Source organism: Bradyrhizobium sp. C9, from assembly GCF_002532045.1.
Lineage (GTDB): Bacteria > Pseudomonadota > Alphaproteobacteria > Rhizobiales > Xanthobacteraceae > Bradyrhizobium.
The window spans coordinates 494838-511451 of record NZ_NWTG01000001.1 but is presented as its reverse complement, the minus strand read 5'-3'; the positions used below and the strand labels follow the sequence as shown (position 1 = coordinate 511451).

General features: G+C 64.8%; 11 protein-coding genes. 4 read left to right on the top strand and 7 right to left on the bottom strand.

The features are described 5' to 3' along the window. Positions 1–2: 2 nt before the first annotated feature. Positions 3–1544, bottom strand: a complete 1542-nt coding sequence (locus tag CO675_RS02250; protein WP_097670382.1) for an ABC transporter substrate-binding protein — start codon at positions 1542–1544, stop codon at positions 3–5. Positions 1545–1777: 233 nt separating this feature from the next. Continuing rightward, positions 1778–2989, bottom strand: a complete 1212-nt coding sequence (locus CO675_RS02245; RefSeq protein WP_245452602.1) for a CaiB/BaiF CoA transferase family protein — start codon at positions 2987–2989, stop codon at positions 1778–1780. Positions 2990–3165: 176 nt separating this feature from the next. On the opposite strand from CO675_RS02245, the gene glgA reads away from it, so the two are divergent. Both glgA and CO675_RS02235 read left to right on the top strand, forming a co-directional pair. Next, on the top strand, positions 3166–4617 hold the full coding sequence (gene glgA, locus CO675_RS02240) for a glycogen synthase GlgA (RefSeq protein WP_097670876.1): 1452 nt from the start codon (positions 3166–3168) through the stop codon (positions 4615–4617). A gap of 167 nt (positions 4618–4784) precedes the next feature. Next, positions 4785–5843: a class I SAM-dependent methyltransferase gene (locus CO675_RS02235; protein WP_198964459.1), complete on the top strand. Its 1059-nt coding sequence runs from the start codon at positions 4785–4787 to the stop codon at positions 5841–5843. A gap of 80 nt (positions 5844–5923) precedes the next feature. On the opposite strand, the gene CO675_RS02230 is transcribed toward CO675_RS02235, so the two are convergent. From CO675_RS02230 to CO675_RS02210, 5 genes are all read right to left on the bottom strand, one after another. After that, positions 5924–7471 carry a L,D-transpeptidase gene (locus CO675_RS02230; RefSeq protein ID WP_245452634.1) on the bottom strand — a complete coding sequence of 516 codons (1548 nt, stop codon included), beginning with the start codon at positions 7469–7471 and terminating at the stop codon, positions 5924–5926. 245 nt (positions 7472–7716) lie between these two features. Next, the gene (locus CO675_RS02225; protein WP_245452601.1) at positions 7717–8913 is read right to left on the bottom strand and encodes an MFS transporter; all 1197 of its coding nucleotides are present in this window, start codon (positions 8911–8913) and stop codon (positions 7717–7719) included. 130 nt (positions 8914–9043) lie between these two features. Further along, positions 9044–9574: a PRC-barrel domain-containing protein gene (locus tag CO675_RS02220; protein WP_245452600.1), complete on the bottom strand. Its 531-nt coding sequence runs from the start codon at positions 9572–9574 to the stop codon at positions 9044–9046. Positions 9575–9618: 44 nt separating this feature from the next. Next, positions 9619–11820, bottom strand: a complete 2202-nt coding sequence (locus tag CO675_RS02215) for an amylo-alpha-1,6-glucosidase (protein WP_097670379.1) — start codon at positions 11818–11820, stop codon at positions 9619–9621. A gap of 96 nt (positions 11821–11916) precedes the next feature. Further along, positions 11917–13680, bottom strand: a complete 1764-nt coding sequence (locus tag CO675_RS02210; protein ID WP_097670378.1) for an ABC transporter ATP-binding protein — start codon at positions 13678–13680, stop codon at positions 11917–11919. A 310-nt stretch (positions 13681–13990) separates the two neighbouring features. Here CO675_RS02210 and CO675_RS02205 point away from each other — a divergent pair, with 310 nt between their 5' ends. Together CO675_RS02205 and CO675_RS02200 are read left to right on the top strand one after the other, a co-directional pair. Further along, positions 13991–15058: a glycosyltransferase family 4 protein gene (locus tag CO675_RS02205; RefSeq protein WP_097670377.1), complete on the top strand. Its 1068-nt coding sequence runs from the start codon at positions 13991–13993 to the stop codon at positions 15056–15058. Positions 15059–15357: 299 nt separating this feature from the next. Further along, positions 15358–16611: an ABC transporter substrate-binding protein gene (locus CO675_RS02200; protein ID WP_097670376.1), complete on the top strand. Its 1254-nt coding sequence runs from the start codon at positions 15358–15360 to the stop codon at positions 16609–16611. Positions 16612–16614: the final 3 nt, after the last annotated feature.

Below are 16614 nucleotides of genomic sequence, written 5' to 3'. Positions count from 1 at the left end.
CGCTATTCCTTCCAGGCGTAGGAGACGTCGAGCACCCCGTTGAACATTTTCGGCACGCCCTTCACCTTCACGCTCGAGATCGCGTAATAGGTGTTCTGGAAGGTCCAGAACCAGATCGCCTCCTTGTTGATCAGGCGGCTGATCGCGCAATAGTCCTCGGTACGCTGGGCGACGTCGGCGGTGGTTCGCGCATGCTCGAGCAGCCGGTCGAGCTCCGGATTGGAGTAATTCGCCAGCGCGACCGGGCTGCCGGTGTGGAAATTGGCGTACATCTGCGGATCGGGATCGGCGAGATCGACGATGCGCCACGGCGTCAGCTGGAATTGGCGCATGAAGGCGCGCGGCGGAATGGTCGCCTGATCGACCTGCTCGATCTCCATGTTGGCGCCGATGCGCTTCCAGAATTGCTGCAATACCTGACCGCCGGTACGGCCGCGCGGCGTCGCCGTGACCAGCATCTTGAACTCAACCGGCTTGCCGTAGTCCTTGATCAACGCTTTGGCCTTTTCGACATCGTAGGGCAGCGCGCCGTCATCCTTGCACTTCACCCAGGACCCGTCGCCGTACGGATTGCTGGCCGGTCGCGCCAGGCCATTGGTAATCGCTTGCGACATCTTGTTGCGGTCGAGCGCCATCACCAGCGCCTGGCGCACACGCACATCGTCGAACGGCGGGACCTTGGTGTTGAAGGCAGCGACTGCAGCCCCCGAGCCTTCATACGTATGCACGGTTAGACTGGTGTCCTTGCGCGCCTTGATAATGTTGTCGGCGTCGGCCTCGTCGTCCCAGACGATGTCGGCCTCGCCCGATTGCAGCGAAGCGAAGCGCGACTGCGCGTCCGGCAACGGCTTCAGGATGATGCGGTCGAGGTAGGGCTTGCCCTTGTCCCAGTAGTCCGGATTCTTCTCCAGCACCATGCGATCGCCGGCGTTCCAGGATTTCAGGATGTAGGGACCGGTGCCGACCGGGTTGCGATTGTAATCATCGCCCTTGGTCTTCCACGCGGTCGGCGACTGCATCACATTGTTGGAACTCTGGATCGACTGCGTCGCCGGAAAGTTCACCGACGGGTCGGTGAAATTGTAGCGCACCGTGAGGTCATCGATGACATCCACACTCTTGATGCTGGTGATGTAGAAGGCGCAACGGCACTTGTTGGCCGGATCCTTCTGGCGGTCGAAGTTCTCCTTCACCGCCTGTGCATTGAACGGGGTGCCGTCGTGGAATTTGACGCCGGGCCGCAGCTTGATGGTCCAGGTCTTGAAGTCCTCGGCATGCTCCCAGGACAGCGCGAGCTTCGGCTTCGGCTCGCCCTTCTCGTCGAGCGTCATCAGCGTGTCGAAGATCGCGGCTGCCGCGGTGTTGGCCGACGTGTCGTAGACGCCGACCTTGAGCGGGTCGAAGCCCGCGATGTCCAGCTCCTGGCCGACGGTGAGCGTACCGCCCTGCTTTTGCGCATGGGCCGGTGCAGCGAACGCCGCTGCACCTAATCCCGCCACAAGAAATATGCGCGCAACTGCGTGCGCGCGCCCGGCCAGCTTCATCGATGCTCCCTCCCAAATGGGCGACGTCCGGTGTTCCGGATCATCGTATGTCGGGCCGCAGCTTGTCCGGAATCGCCGCGCGCGACAAGACCGTAAAACGGATGAAAAGCCGCAGGCAGATCACGATGCGATCACGCGGACCGGCATCGTGATCTCGTCGACCGGTTTGAGTCCGAACCGTCGGGCCGATATCCCCTTTGCGCCAATGCGGCCTTCCAGGCCCGGATCATGCTCTAGCTGCGCGCCGTCTTTGCCGGTTGCGCTGCGAAGCCTGCGATCTGATCGTCGGAGAGCCCGATCTCCTTCAGATAAGATCGTGTGTGCTCGCCGAGCGTCGACATCCGCTTGCGCGCGCCAACCGCCGCGCCGGACATCCGGAACGGCAGATTGAGCACCTTGAAACTGCCGCCGCCGTCCTCGACCTCGGCCAGTGCGCCGCGATGGGCAATTTGCGGATCGGCGAGCGCCTCGCGCACGGTGCGATAGGCCGACGACGGCACGCCATATTCATTGAGCGCGGCAAGACAGGCCTGCGTGCTGACCGCGCGCGACCACGCCTCGACGCCCTCCATCAGGCTCGCCCAGTTGTCCCGCCGATCGGAATATTTGGCGAAGCGCGGATCGGACACCCATTCCGGCCGGCCGATCACCTGCATCAGGTTCTGGAACGTCTTCTCGCTGGCGATCGCCACCATCACGTAACCGTTGGCGGTCTCGATCGGGCCGAACATCGGCCGCTGGGTTTGCTTCACCTCGAATTGCGACCACTGCAACTCGTTCAGGGTCAGGCTCAGCATCGATTCCAGCATCGAGACGTCGATATGCTGACCCCTGCCGCTGGCACCGCGCTGATAGAGCGCCGCCGAGATCGCGCCGAAAGCGTAGACCCCGGTCAGCACGTCGGCATGGTAGATGCCGCAATAATCCGGCCGGGTGCGGCCCGGCTGGTAGGCGAGATGCGCCATCTCGTAGCCCGAGGCGGCATGGATCACCGGCGCATAGGCCGGCAATTCCGCCGATGGGCCGGTCTGGCCGTAGCCGGAGATCGAGCAAAAGATCAGCTTCGGATTGATGTCGCGGATCGAGGCATAATCGAGCTTCAGCCGCCGCATCACGCCGGGGCGGAAATTCTCCACCAGCACGTCGGCGGTCGCGATCAGCCTACGCACGGCTTCGACGCCGGCCGGCGACTTCAGGTCGAGCACCAGGCTGTGCTTGCCGATATTGAGCTGGCCGAACGCCGTCGAGCAATGGTTGCGCACCGGCGGCCGCGTCCGCATCGTCTCGCCTTCGGCGGGCTCGATCTTGATCACCTCCGCGCCCATGTCGGCGAGCATCCGCGTGCAATGAGGTCCGGCGATCGTGGTCGAAAAATCGAGCACGCGAAGGCCGTCAAAGCTCCGTGTCAAATTCCCCTCATCGTCGGCGGCTATTGTCGTTGCCAAGGCTTCCTCCAGCTTCGTCGTTTCCGTTGTTCGGCGTCGCGCGACCCTAAAGTGAGCCGCCCTGACGGGAAAGCGTCTCGTCCAGACCGGGACCGCGGGCCGTCTTGCATTTTACTCAAAGGCAGATTGGACCCGATCTTGCATAGCTCTGTCACGGGCTGGAACGAGGGCGCTTGTTGAAGGTCTTATTCGTCACGACGGAGATGGACGATTTCGTCCGCGTGGGCGGGCTCGGCGCCGTTTCCGCTGCACTTCCCCGGGCGCTCCGCCCCTGGAGCGACGTCAGGATCATGCTTCCCGGCTACCGGGACGTGGTCGAACAGTTCACGCATATTGAAATCGTTGGACAATGCGAGGCACTCGCCGAGATGCCGGGCTGCACGCTCGGGCGTGCATCGACCAAGGACGGGCTGCCGGTCTACGTGCTGCTGTGTCCGCAGCTCTACGACCGGCCGGGCAATCCCTATGGCGACGAAGCTGGCCGCGACTGGCCCGACAACGACATCCGCTTCGGCCGCTTTGCCTCCGCCGCTGCCGAACTTGCAGCCGGAACGCTGGACAAGAATTGGGCAGCGGACCTCGTTCACGCCAACGACTGGCAGGCCGCGCTCACACCCGCCTACCTCGCGTGGCGCAACGCGCGGATTCCGTCGATCCTGACCATCCACAATCTCGCCTATCAGGGCTTGTTTCCGAAGGCCTCGCTGCGGCGGATCGGCGCACCGGAAAGCTCATTCCACATCGACGGGCTGGAGTTCTACGACAAGCTGTCCTTCCTCAAGGGCGGCCTCGTCTACGCTTCGCATCTGACCACGGTCAGCGCGACCTATGCGAGGGAGATCACCACCGCCGAGCTCGGCTGTGGGCTTGAGGGCCTGCTGCGCATCCGCTCCGACGCCGACCAGCTGACCGGCATCCTCAACGGCATCGACGAGAGCTGGGACCCGCGCCACTGCGCACAGCTCGCCCAGCCGTTCGGCGCCGGCGACTGGAAGGGCAAGCAGGCCAATGCGGACTATGTCCGCCGGCAGTTCGGCCTTGCGGTCTCGCGCGGGCCGATCTTCGGCCTGGTTGCGCGGCTCGTGCATCAGAAAGGCGTCGACCTCGTGCTGTCGGCCGCCGACGAGATCATCAAGGACGGCGGACAGATCGTCGTCACCGGCAGCGGCGAACCCGCGATCGAGGACGCGCTGGTGGCCGCGCACCGGCGCCGGCCCGACGCGATCGGCGTCATCATCGGCTTCAACGACGCCCAGGCGCGCCGGATCTTCGCCGGCAGCGATTTCACCCTGATGCCGTCGCGCTTCGAGCCCTGCGGCCTCAGCCAGATGTACGCGCAGCGCTTCGGCTCGCTACCGATCGGCCACCAGACCGGCGGGCTTGCGGAGACCATCGCCGATGGCGAGACCGGCTTCCTGTTCGCCCAACCGTCGGCGGAATCCTTCCTTGGCGGCGTCAGGCGCGCCTTCGACGCCTATCGCGCCAAGGATCGACTCAACGCCATGCGCGCCAGCGCGATGGCCAAGTCCTACAGCTGGGACCTGTCGGCCGCCTGCTACGGCGCGCTGTACAGGAGGCTCATCATGCCGCGGGCAGCAGCCTCAGGCGCCCGCGTCGCAGGCTTGTGAAGTCGCCACGCTGGCATCCCAGCCGCATTGTGACATTCAGCCTGCGCCGCCGACCCCATTCGTGCGATCATGTCCGCGCCCAAGGCTTTCTGCCTGGACGATAGCGCACACATGAAATTGGCAATGATGGACTTTTTGCAAAAACCCAATTGCGATGGAGGAACATCATGGACGTCAACGAGGAGCGTCTCAATTCATTCATGGGAAAGATGATTGGCGATGTCGGCGCGGCCATGAACGCTTCGCTGATGCTGCTGGGCGACAAGCTCGGGCTCTACAAGGCTCTGGCGCAGCAAGGACCGATGAACGCGGCGGCCCTGGCCAAGGCAACGGGAACAGCCGGACGTTACGTTCAGGAATGGCTCTCGGCACAGGCCGCTTCCGGTTACGTCGAGTACGACAGCGCGACCGGAAAATTCTCGATGCTGCCCGAGCAGGCGCTTGCGCTTGCCGACGAGGACAGCCCGGTCTTCCTCGGCGCCGTGGGAAGCCTTGTCGGCGCGACCTTTCTCGATGAGCCGAAAATCACCGATGCGTTCAAGACCGGCAAGGGCGTCGGCTGGAACAAGCGCAGTGAATGCCTGTTCTGCGGCACCGCCCGCTTCTTCCGCACCAGCTACAAGCACTATCTGGTGCAGGAATGGCTGCCGGCGCTCGAGGGCGTCGTCGACAAGCTGAAGAAAGGCGCTGTCGTCGCTGACGTCGGCTGCGGCCATGGGGTCTCGACGCGGCTGATGGCGGAGGCGTTTCCGAAATCAACCTTCTACGGCTTCGACTATCACGACGGCTCGATCCAGGCGGCGCGGATGGCTGCGAAGGAGGCTGGATTGTCGGACCGCGTTCATTTCCAGACGCACTCGGCCAAGGACTTCCCAGCCAACAAGTATGACCTGGTGTGCTTCTTCGATTGCCTGCACGACATGGGCGACCCGGTCGGCGCGCTCAAGCACACCCGCTCCACCCTCGCCGACGACGGCACCTGCCTGTTGATCGAGCCGTTCGCCAACGATCGGCTGGAGGACAATCTCAATCCGATCGGGCGCGTGTACTACGCGGCGTCGACGATGATCTGCACGCCCGCGTCGCTGGACCAGGAGGTCGGGCTTGCACTCGGCGCGCAGGCCGGCGAGACCCGGCTGCGCGAGATCGCGCGTCAGGGTGGCTTCTCACGTTTCCGCCGCGCGGCGGAAACGCCGTTCAACCTGATCCTGGAAGCTCGCCCGTAACGGCGCCAACGCGATTGGACGGCGGTGTCATACCGCCGTCCAACGTTCAGATTGCAGTCTGATCCTTCGGCAGCGTCTTGCTACCAGTCCTGTTGCGATTGCCAGTAGTACTGGCCGCCGCGCCGGCGCGGATTGGCGGGTTGAGGATTGCCATAATACGGGGAGCCGTACTGGGTCGGCGCCTGAGGATTGCCGTATTGGGGATAGCCGTACTGGGTGCCGGACTGCGGATTCCAGCTGCGCTGAGAGAAGAAGCCGAAACCGTCCCCGTCCCCGCTCGCAACCATGTCGTCGGTTTCCATCGGCCTGGTCGGCTTGCGTGTGATGAAACCGCCCTGGGGCTGGTTGCTCAGCACGGCAACGAACTCGGTGCGGTAGTTGGTCTCGGCGCTCAGCGGCTCGTCCGAGATGATGATCGACGAGCGCGGCATCGCGGTCGGCGCAATCCGATCCAGCACATCCTGTGGAATAGTGACGCGGTCGAGCGCGTCCTTGGCGTTGTCGCCGTCGTCGATCGTCACCTCGGTCCAGCGCAGACTGCCGTCGTTATTGCGGGCCATCGCCGTGTAGATATGCGTGCCGATCGGCTGGTCCGGATCGCGGATCGTGACGGGAACCTCAATGCTCGAGTCGAACACCTCGCCACCGTCAGCCCATGGCTTGTGGGTGTTGCGCCGGACGTAGAGCTTCTGCGTCGCGCGGCTGATGTAGACGGAAACCGGCTCGAGCGCGAGCTTGGCCTCGGTCGCTGCCTTCTGAGTATCGGCCTTCTTGGTCTCGGCCGCCTTGGCGGCGTCCTTTGCGGCCGCCGCGGCGTCGAGCTTAGGCTTGGCGTCGCCCTGGGCCGCCTCGAACTGCGTCGTTGCTTCCGCGGCCTTGGCGGCAGCCTTCTGCTTCAGATCCTCGGCGCGCGCCTTGGCCTGGTCGGTCTTGGCATTGGCGAGCGTCTTGTCGGCGAATGCGAGTTCGGCGTCGGCGCGGGTCTTGGCCTTTTCCAGCTTGCGCAGTGATGCCGGCGTGAACAGCGCAGCTTCCTTGGTCGCGGCCACGGAGGCCTTCTTTGCCTCGTCGGCAACCTTGGCGGCATCCGCGGCTTCGCGGGACAGTGTCTCGGCACGCGCCGGAGCAGCCGCGATGGCCTGGGCGTTCGGCACGAACAGCGCGGGGTGAGTGAAATCGACTGGCGCCGGGTCGTTCGGCGCGATGATCACCCGCATCCCGATTCGCGTCCTGTCGAACAGCTTCTCGGCGAAGTCATAAGGCATCCGCACGCAGCCGTGCGAGGCCGCGTAGCCGGGCAGTGGGCCGCCATGCAGCGCGATGCCGTTCCAGGTGATGCGCTGCATGTTCGGCATCCATGCATCGTCGTACATGGTCGAGTGATGGTCCTTGTCCTTCTCGACCAGCGCAAAGACGCCGGCCGGCGTTTCGCGTCCCTTGACCCCGCTCGACACCGGCGCGCGGTAGATCCAGCCGTCGGCGTCGTAGAAGGTCACCTTCTGGGCCTTGATCGACACGATCGCCATGATCGGCTCGCCCGCAGCGCGCGGCGCGGTCGCCTCGACCGTTGCGGCGGGACGCTGCTGCTTTGCCGCGGCGCCGCCGGTCAATGACGCAAGTGTGACCATCGCCGCGAAGGTCACAAAGGCGGGAGGCCCCCAACGCCGCATCGGTCCGGTGATTTGCGCCGTCGTCGTTCGATTTATCATGCCATTCCTCGGTCGAAATGCCTGCCCGCGCTGCGTCGATCCCTACCAGATCACGATTTTGGATTGATTAATCCACGGGACTACCGGCTCGTTCCGCCAGCAAATCACTCATATATGACGGCGCATGCATGAGGAAGGGTGCGGCGGAGTGAAACCTGCCCGCGTCATGCCGTCCGCCGCGTCTCCGGCATGACCAGCCAGATCATGAACAGCCCCAGCGCGGCGACGCCGGCCAGCCCCATGAAGGCGGTGCTGCTGCCGAGCTTGTCGCTGACATAGCCGGCCAGCACCGTGCTGAGCGACGCACCGATGCCGACCGCCGTTCCGACAATACCCTGCGCCAGGTTGAAATGGCCGCTGCCGAACGCCACGTCGGCCACGATCAGCGGCACCATGACACTGAAGATCGCCGCGGTGATGCCGTCGAAGATCTGCACCATGACCAGCAGATAGGGATCACGCACCGTTGCGAACAACAGGCCGCGGATCACCAGCGAGGCGAATGCGAGCAGCAGCAGCGGCCGCCGGCCCCAGGCCTGGGCTTTGCGGCCGACCGACGGCGAGCACAGCGCGACGATCGCCTGCGGCACGATGATGCAGGCGGCGATCAGGACCGGCGCCCACTGGCTCGACCGTGTCGTGACGACGCCCGCCATCAGCGGCAGCATCGCGGCATTGGCGAGCTGGAACAGCATCATCGCGCCGGCAAAGATCAGCAGCGGCCGCTGCCGCACCAGAGCGAAGACGCTGGTGGCGCGCTTGTCGGGAACCTCGCGCTTCACCTCGCCATGAGCCTGCGCGATATCGATCTCGCGCTCGCGGATCCGCGCCAGCGACAGCAGCGTCGGGATCGCCAGGATGAAGGTCACGAGGAACACCGATCGGCTCGACAGGAAATAGCCGCAGGCGCCCATCAGCGCCGCAGCCGAGCCGCTGCCGAGCGAAGCGAAGCGCGCATTACGGCCGAGCCGCTCGCCGATCGCCAGCGGCCCGACCAGGCCGAGGCTGATCGCGGCGATCGCCGGACCCAGCACGCAGCTTGCGAGCGCGTGCAGCGTTGCGGCGAGTGTCACCACGGGAAAGATCGGCCAGAGCGCGTAGGCCAGCGCGGCGGCGCCGATCGCGGCGACCGCCCAGCCCGCAACGACCCGCTCCGAGCGCGCCGCATCGACGATCGCGCCGCCGGGCACCTGGCCCAAGAGGCCGATGATGCCGCCGATCGAGAGCACGAAGCCGATCTCGACCTGGGTCCACTTCTGCGTCGTCAGATAGACCGCGATGAAGGGGCCGAAGCCGGTCTGCACGTCGGCCAGGAAGAAGATGAACCAGTCGAGCCCGCGCTGGCTTTCGCGCGACGGCATCCGCGGTTCCTCAGGACTGGGTTGATCAGAGACAATCGGCACAATTTTGGTGCCGCCGGCTGATCGCTCGCCACGACCGTCGCCAACCATCTCGACGGAAGAGTTCGGACGCGCGACCAGCTTTAGCCCCCTAATGTTCGTAATCCCATGGATGAAGATTGCCGGCCGCGCCAAGCACGATCAGCGGCGTATCTTCCTTGTATTCCGGCGCAGCGCTCACCTGCTGCTTGTTGAGGTCCAGCGTGATGCTGTCGCTCTTGCTGGAAACGCCGGCGAAACGCAGTGCGTTCCAGTCGACCACGATCTTGCGGCTGCCGACGCCGAGGAAGCCGCCGAAATCGATCACCGCGGCGCGGACCTTGCCGTCGCGGTCGACGATGACGTCGACGATGCGGCCCATGTCCTCATTGGCGGAACTGCGCACGTCGCGCCCGAGAATGCCGTGCGCATCGCGCGCGCCGATCACGGTCACCGAAGGCGGCGGCGACTGTTCCTTTGACGGTTCTTTGGCCTGCTCCTTCGATGCAGCGGCTGCTGGCGGCGCAGGAGTTGCTGACGGCGCCTGGGTCGTTGGCGTCTTGCCTTCGTCGTCGGCGGCGCGGACGCCCGCGCATGTCAGCAGCGCCGCTCCAACCAGCATCACCATGATCCTCGGACGCATATACCTCTCCCCACGTTTTCGCCGCGCGCTGCGTGCGACGGCGCTCAATGCGTCAGCACGATCGACACCTGGATCTGGCCACGCGTGCGCAACACCTCGAGCGACACCTCGTCGCCGTGGCGGCGCAGCCGCAAATCGACGCTGGACGCGCCGAGCCTGAGGTCGCGCAGCACCACGTCGTTGAGGAATTCCGGCAGCCGCGGATCGCGCAAGCGGATCTCGCCGCGCGCGGTGTCGAACTCCAGCCCGAGTGCGGCCTCAAGCAGCGTGAACGGCGTCGCGCTCGCCCAGGCCTGCGGTGCACAGGCCACCGGATAGAGCACCGGGCCACGCCGGCGCTCGCGGCGGAAGCCGCAGAACAGCTCAGGCAACCGCCGCAGCTCCATATAGCTCGCGGCATCGAACAGGCCATTGAACAGATGCGCGACCGAGTGCTTGAGGCCGTAGCGCGCGAGGCCGAGTGCGATCAGCGCATTGTCATGCGGCCAGATCGAGCCGTCGTGATAGGACATCGGGTTGTAGCGCGCTTCGCCCGCGGCGACGGTGCGGATGCCCCAGCCGGAGAAGAATTTCTGGCTCATCAGGTCGGCGGCCACCCGCCGCGCGCGGTCCTCCCGCACCATGCCGGAAAACAAGACCTGCCCGGCATTCGACGTGCGCACCTTGCACGGCTGCTTGGCGCCATCGAGCGCGAGCGCATAGGTACCGAGTTCCTCGCACCAGAATGCCGCCTCGAATCGCTCACGCAGCCGCTCGGCCTCTGCATCGAGCTTCAAAGCCTTGTCGGCGAAGCCGAGCCGCCGCGCCGCTTGCGCGGCAAGCTGCTTGCCGGCGAACACATAGCCTTGCACTTCCGCCAGCGCGATATTGCCCTCGGCAAGCGTGCCGTCGGCGTGGAAGATGGCGTCGAAGGAATCCTTCCAGCCTTGATTGCGCAGCCCCTCCTCGGTGGCGCGCTGGTACTCGATGAAACCGTCGCGATCGGGATCGCCCGGGCCGTCGATCCACTGCAAGCCGGCCTCGACCGCCGGCCACAACTCGCGCAACGTCTCGACGTCGCCGGTGCGCTCCAGATAGAGCCCGGCGAGCAGCACGAACAGCGGGGTCGAATCGACGCTGCCGTAGTAATGCGCAAACGGCACCTCGCGCAGCGCCGCCATCTCGCCGCCGCGCATCTCGTGCAGGATCTTGCCCGGCGCTGCATCGGACAGCGGGTCGACCGCCTTGGCCTGGAACAGCGCGAGCCGCTTCAGCACGCCCTTGGCGATCCGCGGATCGACCCACAGCATTTGCAGCGCGGTGATCAGCCCGTCGCGGCCGAACGTCGTCGAATACCAGGGAATGCCGGCATAGGGATAACGGCCCTGCGGCGTCTCCGTCATGAGCATGTTGAGATCGGCCATCGCCTGGCACAGCACCTCGTTGAAGATGTTGTTCGAGGTCTCGATGCTGGCCGCGCCGGCCGACGAATTCCGCATCTCGCGGCGATGCGCCAGCAGGCCGCGGAAGAACGGCACCGGCTTCTGCATGATCGGCTTGTTGCAGGACACCGCGATGAACAGCGAGGTGACCTGCCCCGGCTCGAGGTCGAAATGATAGGTCGCAGTGTTGACCGACAGCCGGGTCGGCCGCGGATCGAAATGCAGCGCGGTGATCCGCGTCTGCTCGTCGAGGCCGCAATACTCCAGCACGACGTCGGTCGGGCCGAGCAACTTGCTCGAGCCGATACCCCGCCGCGGCCGCCGCTCGCCGCGCACCTCGAACAGGTCGGCGAAATCATTGTCGAACAGCAGCGTGAGATCAAAGCTTGCGGCAAGATCGCCGTGGTTCTGCAGGCCGATGCGCTGATAGGCGGTGCCGCGCCACAGGAAGATCGAGCGCACGATGTGCAGCGTATCCTTCTGCAAGGTCAGATGGCCGTCGCGATAGACGTCGGAATTGGTGAGATCGACCGTCAGCGCCGAATTGTCGTCGCGCATGTTGGAGCCGAGGAGCAGCGGCTGCACGTTCTCCAGCACCATTTCCAGCCGCGCGAGGTAGCGCGTGTCGGCGTTGAACAGGCCATCGGGCCCGCCCGCCGAAGCGCCGATGTCGCCATGGCTGTCGAGCACGATGAAGGTGTCGTCGTGCTTGAGCGAGCGCCGCGGCCGTGCCGCGGGCCCGGTCATCGGAATGTAGAACGGCTGTTCGGCGACGTGCTCAGTGATGCGAGCAGTGATGATCTGCGTAACGACGTCAGCTGCCATCTGAACCTCTGGCGACTTTGCTTGGCCTCAGTCTTGGCTCTAGTCTCGGCTCGAACGAACGCACCGGAACGCAACAACGCGCTTGATGACGCGGGGTCAGGCCGCGCTGGTGGAGAGCCGGCCCATTTCGCGCGCGACCAGGTCGCGGTAGGGACCTCTTCCCTTCACGAGGATATCGGGCGGACCATCCTCGACGATCCGGCCGCCCTGCAGCACGACCACGCGGTCGAAGCTGCGCAGCGTCGCGAGGCGGTGCGCGATCGCCACCACCGTACGCCCGCGCATCAGGCGCGACAACGCCTCGCGGATCGCCTCCTCGGAGTCTGCATCGAGCGCCGCGGTGGCCTCGTCGAGCAAGAGGATCGGCGCATCCTTCAGGAAGGCGCGCGCGATCGCGATCCGCTGGCGTTGGCCGCCCGAAACTTTGACGCCGCGATCGCCGACGATGGTGTTCATGCCTTCCGGCAAGCTTTCGATGAAGTCGCAGCGCGCCGCGATCGCCGCCCGCATCACCTCGTCGTCGGTGGCATCAGGCCGACCGTAGCGGATATTCTCCAGGATCGAACGGTGGAACAAGGAAATATCCTGCGGCACCACCGAGATCGCCGCGCGCAGGCTCTGCTGGGTGACGCGCGAGATGTCCTGGCCGTCGACCGTGATGTTGCCCAGCTCGACGTCGTAGAAGCGCTGCAGAAGGGTAAACAGTGTTGACTTGCCGCCACCGGACTGCCCGACCAGACCGACCCGCTGGCCGGGCTGGATGCGCAGGCTGAAGCGCTCGAACACCTGCAAGCCGCCGGGATAGCGGAACGAGACATTGTTGAAAGCAATCGCCGCGCCGCTCTTCACCAGCACCTCGGCTTCCGGATGGTCCTTGAGCTCGTGCGGCTGCAACAGCGTCGCCAGCGCCTCGGTCAGCCGGGCGACATGCTGGGTGACGTCGACCAGCGCGACGGCGAGATCGCGGGTGGCGCTGAGGATCGAGATGCCGAGCGTGCAGACCAGCACGACGTCGCCGGTGGTGGCTTGACCCTGCTGCCAGAGCGAGAGCGCCCAGGCCAGCATCGCGATCGTCAGAATGACGGTCACGCCGGCGTGAACCAGGCGGAGCTTTTCGAGATAGCGCAGGGAACGGCCGCGCGCGACGAGTTCCCGATTGACGGTCGCGTCGAAGCGGTCGTGCTCATAGCCGAGGCCGCAGAACGCCCGCACCAGCGGCAGGTTGTTGATCACGTCGACCATCTCGCCGTCCACGGCGGCCGCCCTGTTGGCGAAATCGTCATGTAGCGGCCTGCCGGCGGCCGCCATGCGGAACATCGCCACCACCATCGTTCCCGCGATCAGGATCAGCACTGCTGACATTGTCACGCTGACGGTTCCAACCAGGGTGATTGCCGCGAAGGTCGCGATGCAAGGCGGCAACACGTTCCAGACGAACATGTTCTCGACGGTGTAGACCGCGTTCGACGTCGCCGTGATCCGGCTGGTCAGCATGCCCGGCAGCCGGTCGGTGAAATAGCTCGGCGCGTGGCCGGTGAGGTGTCGGAACATGTCACGGCGAAGGTCGCCGCTGACGCTGACGAAGGTGTAGCTCGCGGTCCAGCTCGCGATCCGCCACAGAAAGTTGTCGGCGGCGATCAGCGACATGAGCAGAGCGAATGCCAGCCATACGCCGTTCGCAGCCAACGGTCCTGCCGACAATGCGTCGACCAGATTCTTCACGCCGTATTGCGTGCCTACCGAGCAGGCAACCGCCGCGACGACGGCCGACAAGATTACAACATGCGACGGGAGCCGCCGGCGCAGATAGCGCAGCACAAAGGGGAACGGCCGATGCGCGTATCCTGACAGATGGTCCATGACGTCCTGCAAAAGCTGTTGAAGGTGAACGAGAAAATTTTAGACGAAGCTCTCGTGCACGATGACGTGAAGGGCGGCGGTGGGATTCCTTGATGCAGCCATCACTGCGCGACAATTTTGCAACGTTGGCGTCCGCAAAAACGTGTTGGAGTGAGATGGCATCAGCAAGACCACAGTGTGATGGAAGAAAGAAGCGGCAGATCTCCCACACCTAAGGAACCTCGCACGTGCGAGAACGTTCCCGTCCTTGGCATGTCGCTGCCATCAGAGGGCTGAGGGTTCACCACATTACAAACATGGAGACGGAGAAATGCGCATCGCGCAGGTTGCCCCGCTGACGGAGGCTGTTCCCCCCAAGCTCTACGGCGGCACCGAACGGGTCGTGCACTGGCTGACCGAAGAACTTGTAACACTTGGACATGACGTGACGTTGTTCGCCAGTGGCGATTCACAGACCTCCGCGAAGCTCGATGCGACCTGGCCGAAGGCACTGCGGCTCGACGGTTCCGTCCGCGATCCCAATGCGCTGCACATGGTGATGCTGGAGCGCGTGCGGCAGAAAGCCGACGACGACGAGTTCGACTTCCTGCATTTCCATCTCGACTATTATCCGTGGTCGCTGTTCGCGCGGCAGCCGACGCCGTTCGTGACCACGCTGCACGGACGGCTCGACTTGCCGGAGCACCAGCCCGTCTTCAACACCTTCTCCAAGGCCCCGGTGATCTCGATCTCCAACGCGCAGCGGCGGCCGGTGCCGCAGGCGCACTGGGTGCGCACCATCCATCACGGCCTGCCGGAGAATTTGCTGACGCCGCAACCGGCCAAGCAGTCCTATCTCGCCGTGCTCGGGCGCATCGCGCCGGAGAAAGGCGTCGATCGCGCGATCAAGATCGCGACCCGCTGCGGCATTCCGCTGAAGATCGCAGCCAAGGTCGATCGCGCCGACCAGGAGTATTACGACGAGCTGATCAAACCGCTGATCACCAGCAATCCGCTGGTCGAGTTCATCGGCGAGATCAGTGACCGCGAGAAGCCGGATTTTCTCAGCGGCGCGATCGGACTCCTGGTTCCAATCGATTGGCCGGAGCCGTTCGGCCTCGTGATGATCGAAGCGATGGCCTGCGGCACGCCCGTCATTGCGTATAACCGCGGTTCGGTGCCCGAGATCATCGAGGACGGCTTGACCGGCTTCATCGTCGAGGACGAGATCAGCGCGGTCGCGTCCGTCGGCCGGCTCGCGACGCTCAACCGCGATGCAATCCGCAAGCGGTTCGAGACCCGCTTCACCGCACGCCGCATGGCGCTCGACTATCTCGCCGCCTATCGCAGCCTGATGGAAGCCAAGCCGCGCTTCAAGCTGGTGGCGAGCGCGGAATAGCCGTTGCAGCGGCCGATCGAATGATCCGGCGGACCGGCCGGCACCGTTCCGTCCGGTTCGTCGGGTCATTCGATTGTCAATAATACCACCGCATCCGGCGGCAATTCCCATGCAGCGACGCGGCTCGCAAGCGCGTATCGCGCGATTGCTGCGACGCAGCAGTCGAAACGTGCTTCCCGTGACCCTGGCCGATATCGCCTTTGCGATTGCCGAATTACGTGCTCTTATGCCCCCGCTTGAGCAAAAATAATAAGCGAGCGGACGGAGCAACCGAGCCGCAGTCGCACAGGGGGAACGCCATGACAGGGGACCGCAAGCCGTCGGCCATTAATAATGCCGCGCCAACCAAAGCCTCACGGACAAAGCTGAACCGCCGCAAATTCCTGGTCAAAACCGGCGGGGTGCTCGCGGCCGGCGCCTTCGGCGCCGTCCCGCTGCGCGGCTGGGCCGCCGACCCGATCAATATCGGCGCACTCTATCCGAGCACCGGCAGCATGGCGCAGATCGGCGTCGGCTGCGTTGCAGCGGCGAAGCTCGCGGTCGACATGGTCAACGAGGCCGGCGGCATCAAGTCGCTCGGCGGCGCCAAGCTCAACCTCATCGTCTCCGACGTGCAGAGCGACACCACGGTGACGCGCACCGAAACCGACCGTCTGATATCCGGCAACAAGCTGTCGGCAATCCATGGCTGCTACGCCAGCGCGCTGACCTTGATCGCGAGCGAAGTCTGCGAGCGTGCCAGGGTTCCGATCATCACCGGATCGAGCTCGGACCAGCTCAACAAGGGACGCACCTACACCTTCACGCCGTTTGCGCGCGCCTCGCAATTCGCCAAGGCGCAGCTGCAGATGGCCAAGCTCGTCAGCGACCAGGCCAAGGTCGCGGTGATCTTCGAGAACACCGCATTCGGCACCTCGACCTCGAACGGGCTGAAGGAGCTGGCGCCCGGCGAAGGCGTCGAGATCGTGATGTTCGAGCCCTACTCGGCCGGCTTCACCGATGCGAGTCCGCTGATCAACAAGGTCAAGGCCTCCGGCGCCAACACGCTGTTCTCGCTGTCCTACCTCAACGACCTCATCCTGATCGTGCGCACTGTGAAGCAGGTCGGGCTCAACATCGCGATCAATGGCGGCTCGGGCGGCTTCGTGATGCCGGACTTCTACAAGAATGTCGGCAAGGCGGCCGAAGGCCTGCAAGGCGTCGCGCACTGGAACCACGACGTCAACGACGATGCGCAGAAGGTCAACGCCGAATTCAAGAAGCGCACCGGCGAGTTCGCGTTCGAATATGCCGGCGGCCTGGTCGCGCAGACTTTCATGCTGGCCGACGCGCTGGAGCGCGCCGCCTCCGCCGATCCGAAGAAGGTGCGCGAGGCGCTCTCGACGCTCGACGTCTCCTCGGGCTTTGCTGCGATGGCGCCTGGCGGCAAGGTGAAGTTCGGCCCCGACGGCAAGAACGTCTATGGCTGTCCGGTCGGCGTGCAGTGGCAGAATGCCGATCTCGCCAGCATCTTCCCCAAGGAAGACGCCCGCGCCCCGCTGATGAAGACCTGAACG

Coding starts and splice junctions, on each gene's coding strand:
- CO675_RS02250 (WP_097670382.1), bottom strand. CDS start 1,544: ATGAAGCTGGCCGGGCGCGCGCACGCAGTTGCGCGCATATTTCTTGTG.
- CO675_RS02235 (WP_198964459.1), top strand. CDS start 4,785: ATGGACGTCAACGAGGAGCGTCTCAATTCATTCATGGGAAAGATGATT.
- CO675_RS02230 (WP_245452634.1), bottom strand. CDS start 7,471: ATGGTCACACTTGCGTCATTGACCGGCGGCGCCGCGGCAAAGCAGCAG.
- CO675_RS02225 (WP_245452601.1), bottom strand. CDS start 8,913: ATGCCGTCGCGCGAAAGCCAGCGCGGGCTCGACTGGTTCATCTTCTTC.
- CO675_RS02220 (WP_245452600.1), bottom strand. CDS start 9,574: ATGCGTCCGAGGATCATGGTGATGCTGGTTGGAGCGGCGCTGCTGACA.
- CO675_RS02215 (WP_097670379.1), bottom strand. CDS start 11,820: ATGGCAGCTGACGTCGTTACGCAGATCATCACTGCTCGCATCACTGAG.
- CO675_RS02210 (WP_097670378.1), bottom strand. CDS start 13,680: ATGGACCATCTGTCAGGATACGCGCATCGGCCGTTCCCCTTTGTGCTG.
- CO675_RS02205 (WP_097670377.1), top strand. CDS start 13,991: ATGCGCATCGCGCAGGTTGCCCCGCTGACGGAGGCTGTTCCCCCCAAG.
- CO675_RS02200 (WP_097670376.1), top strand. CDS start 15,358: ATGACAGGGGACCGCAAGCCGTCGGCCATTAATAATGCCGCGCCAACC.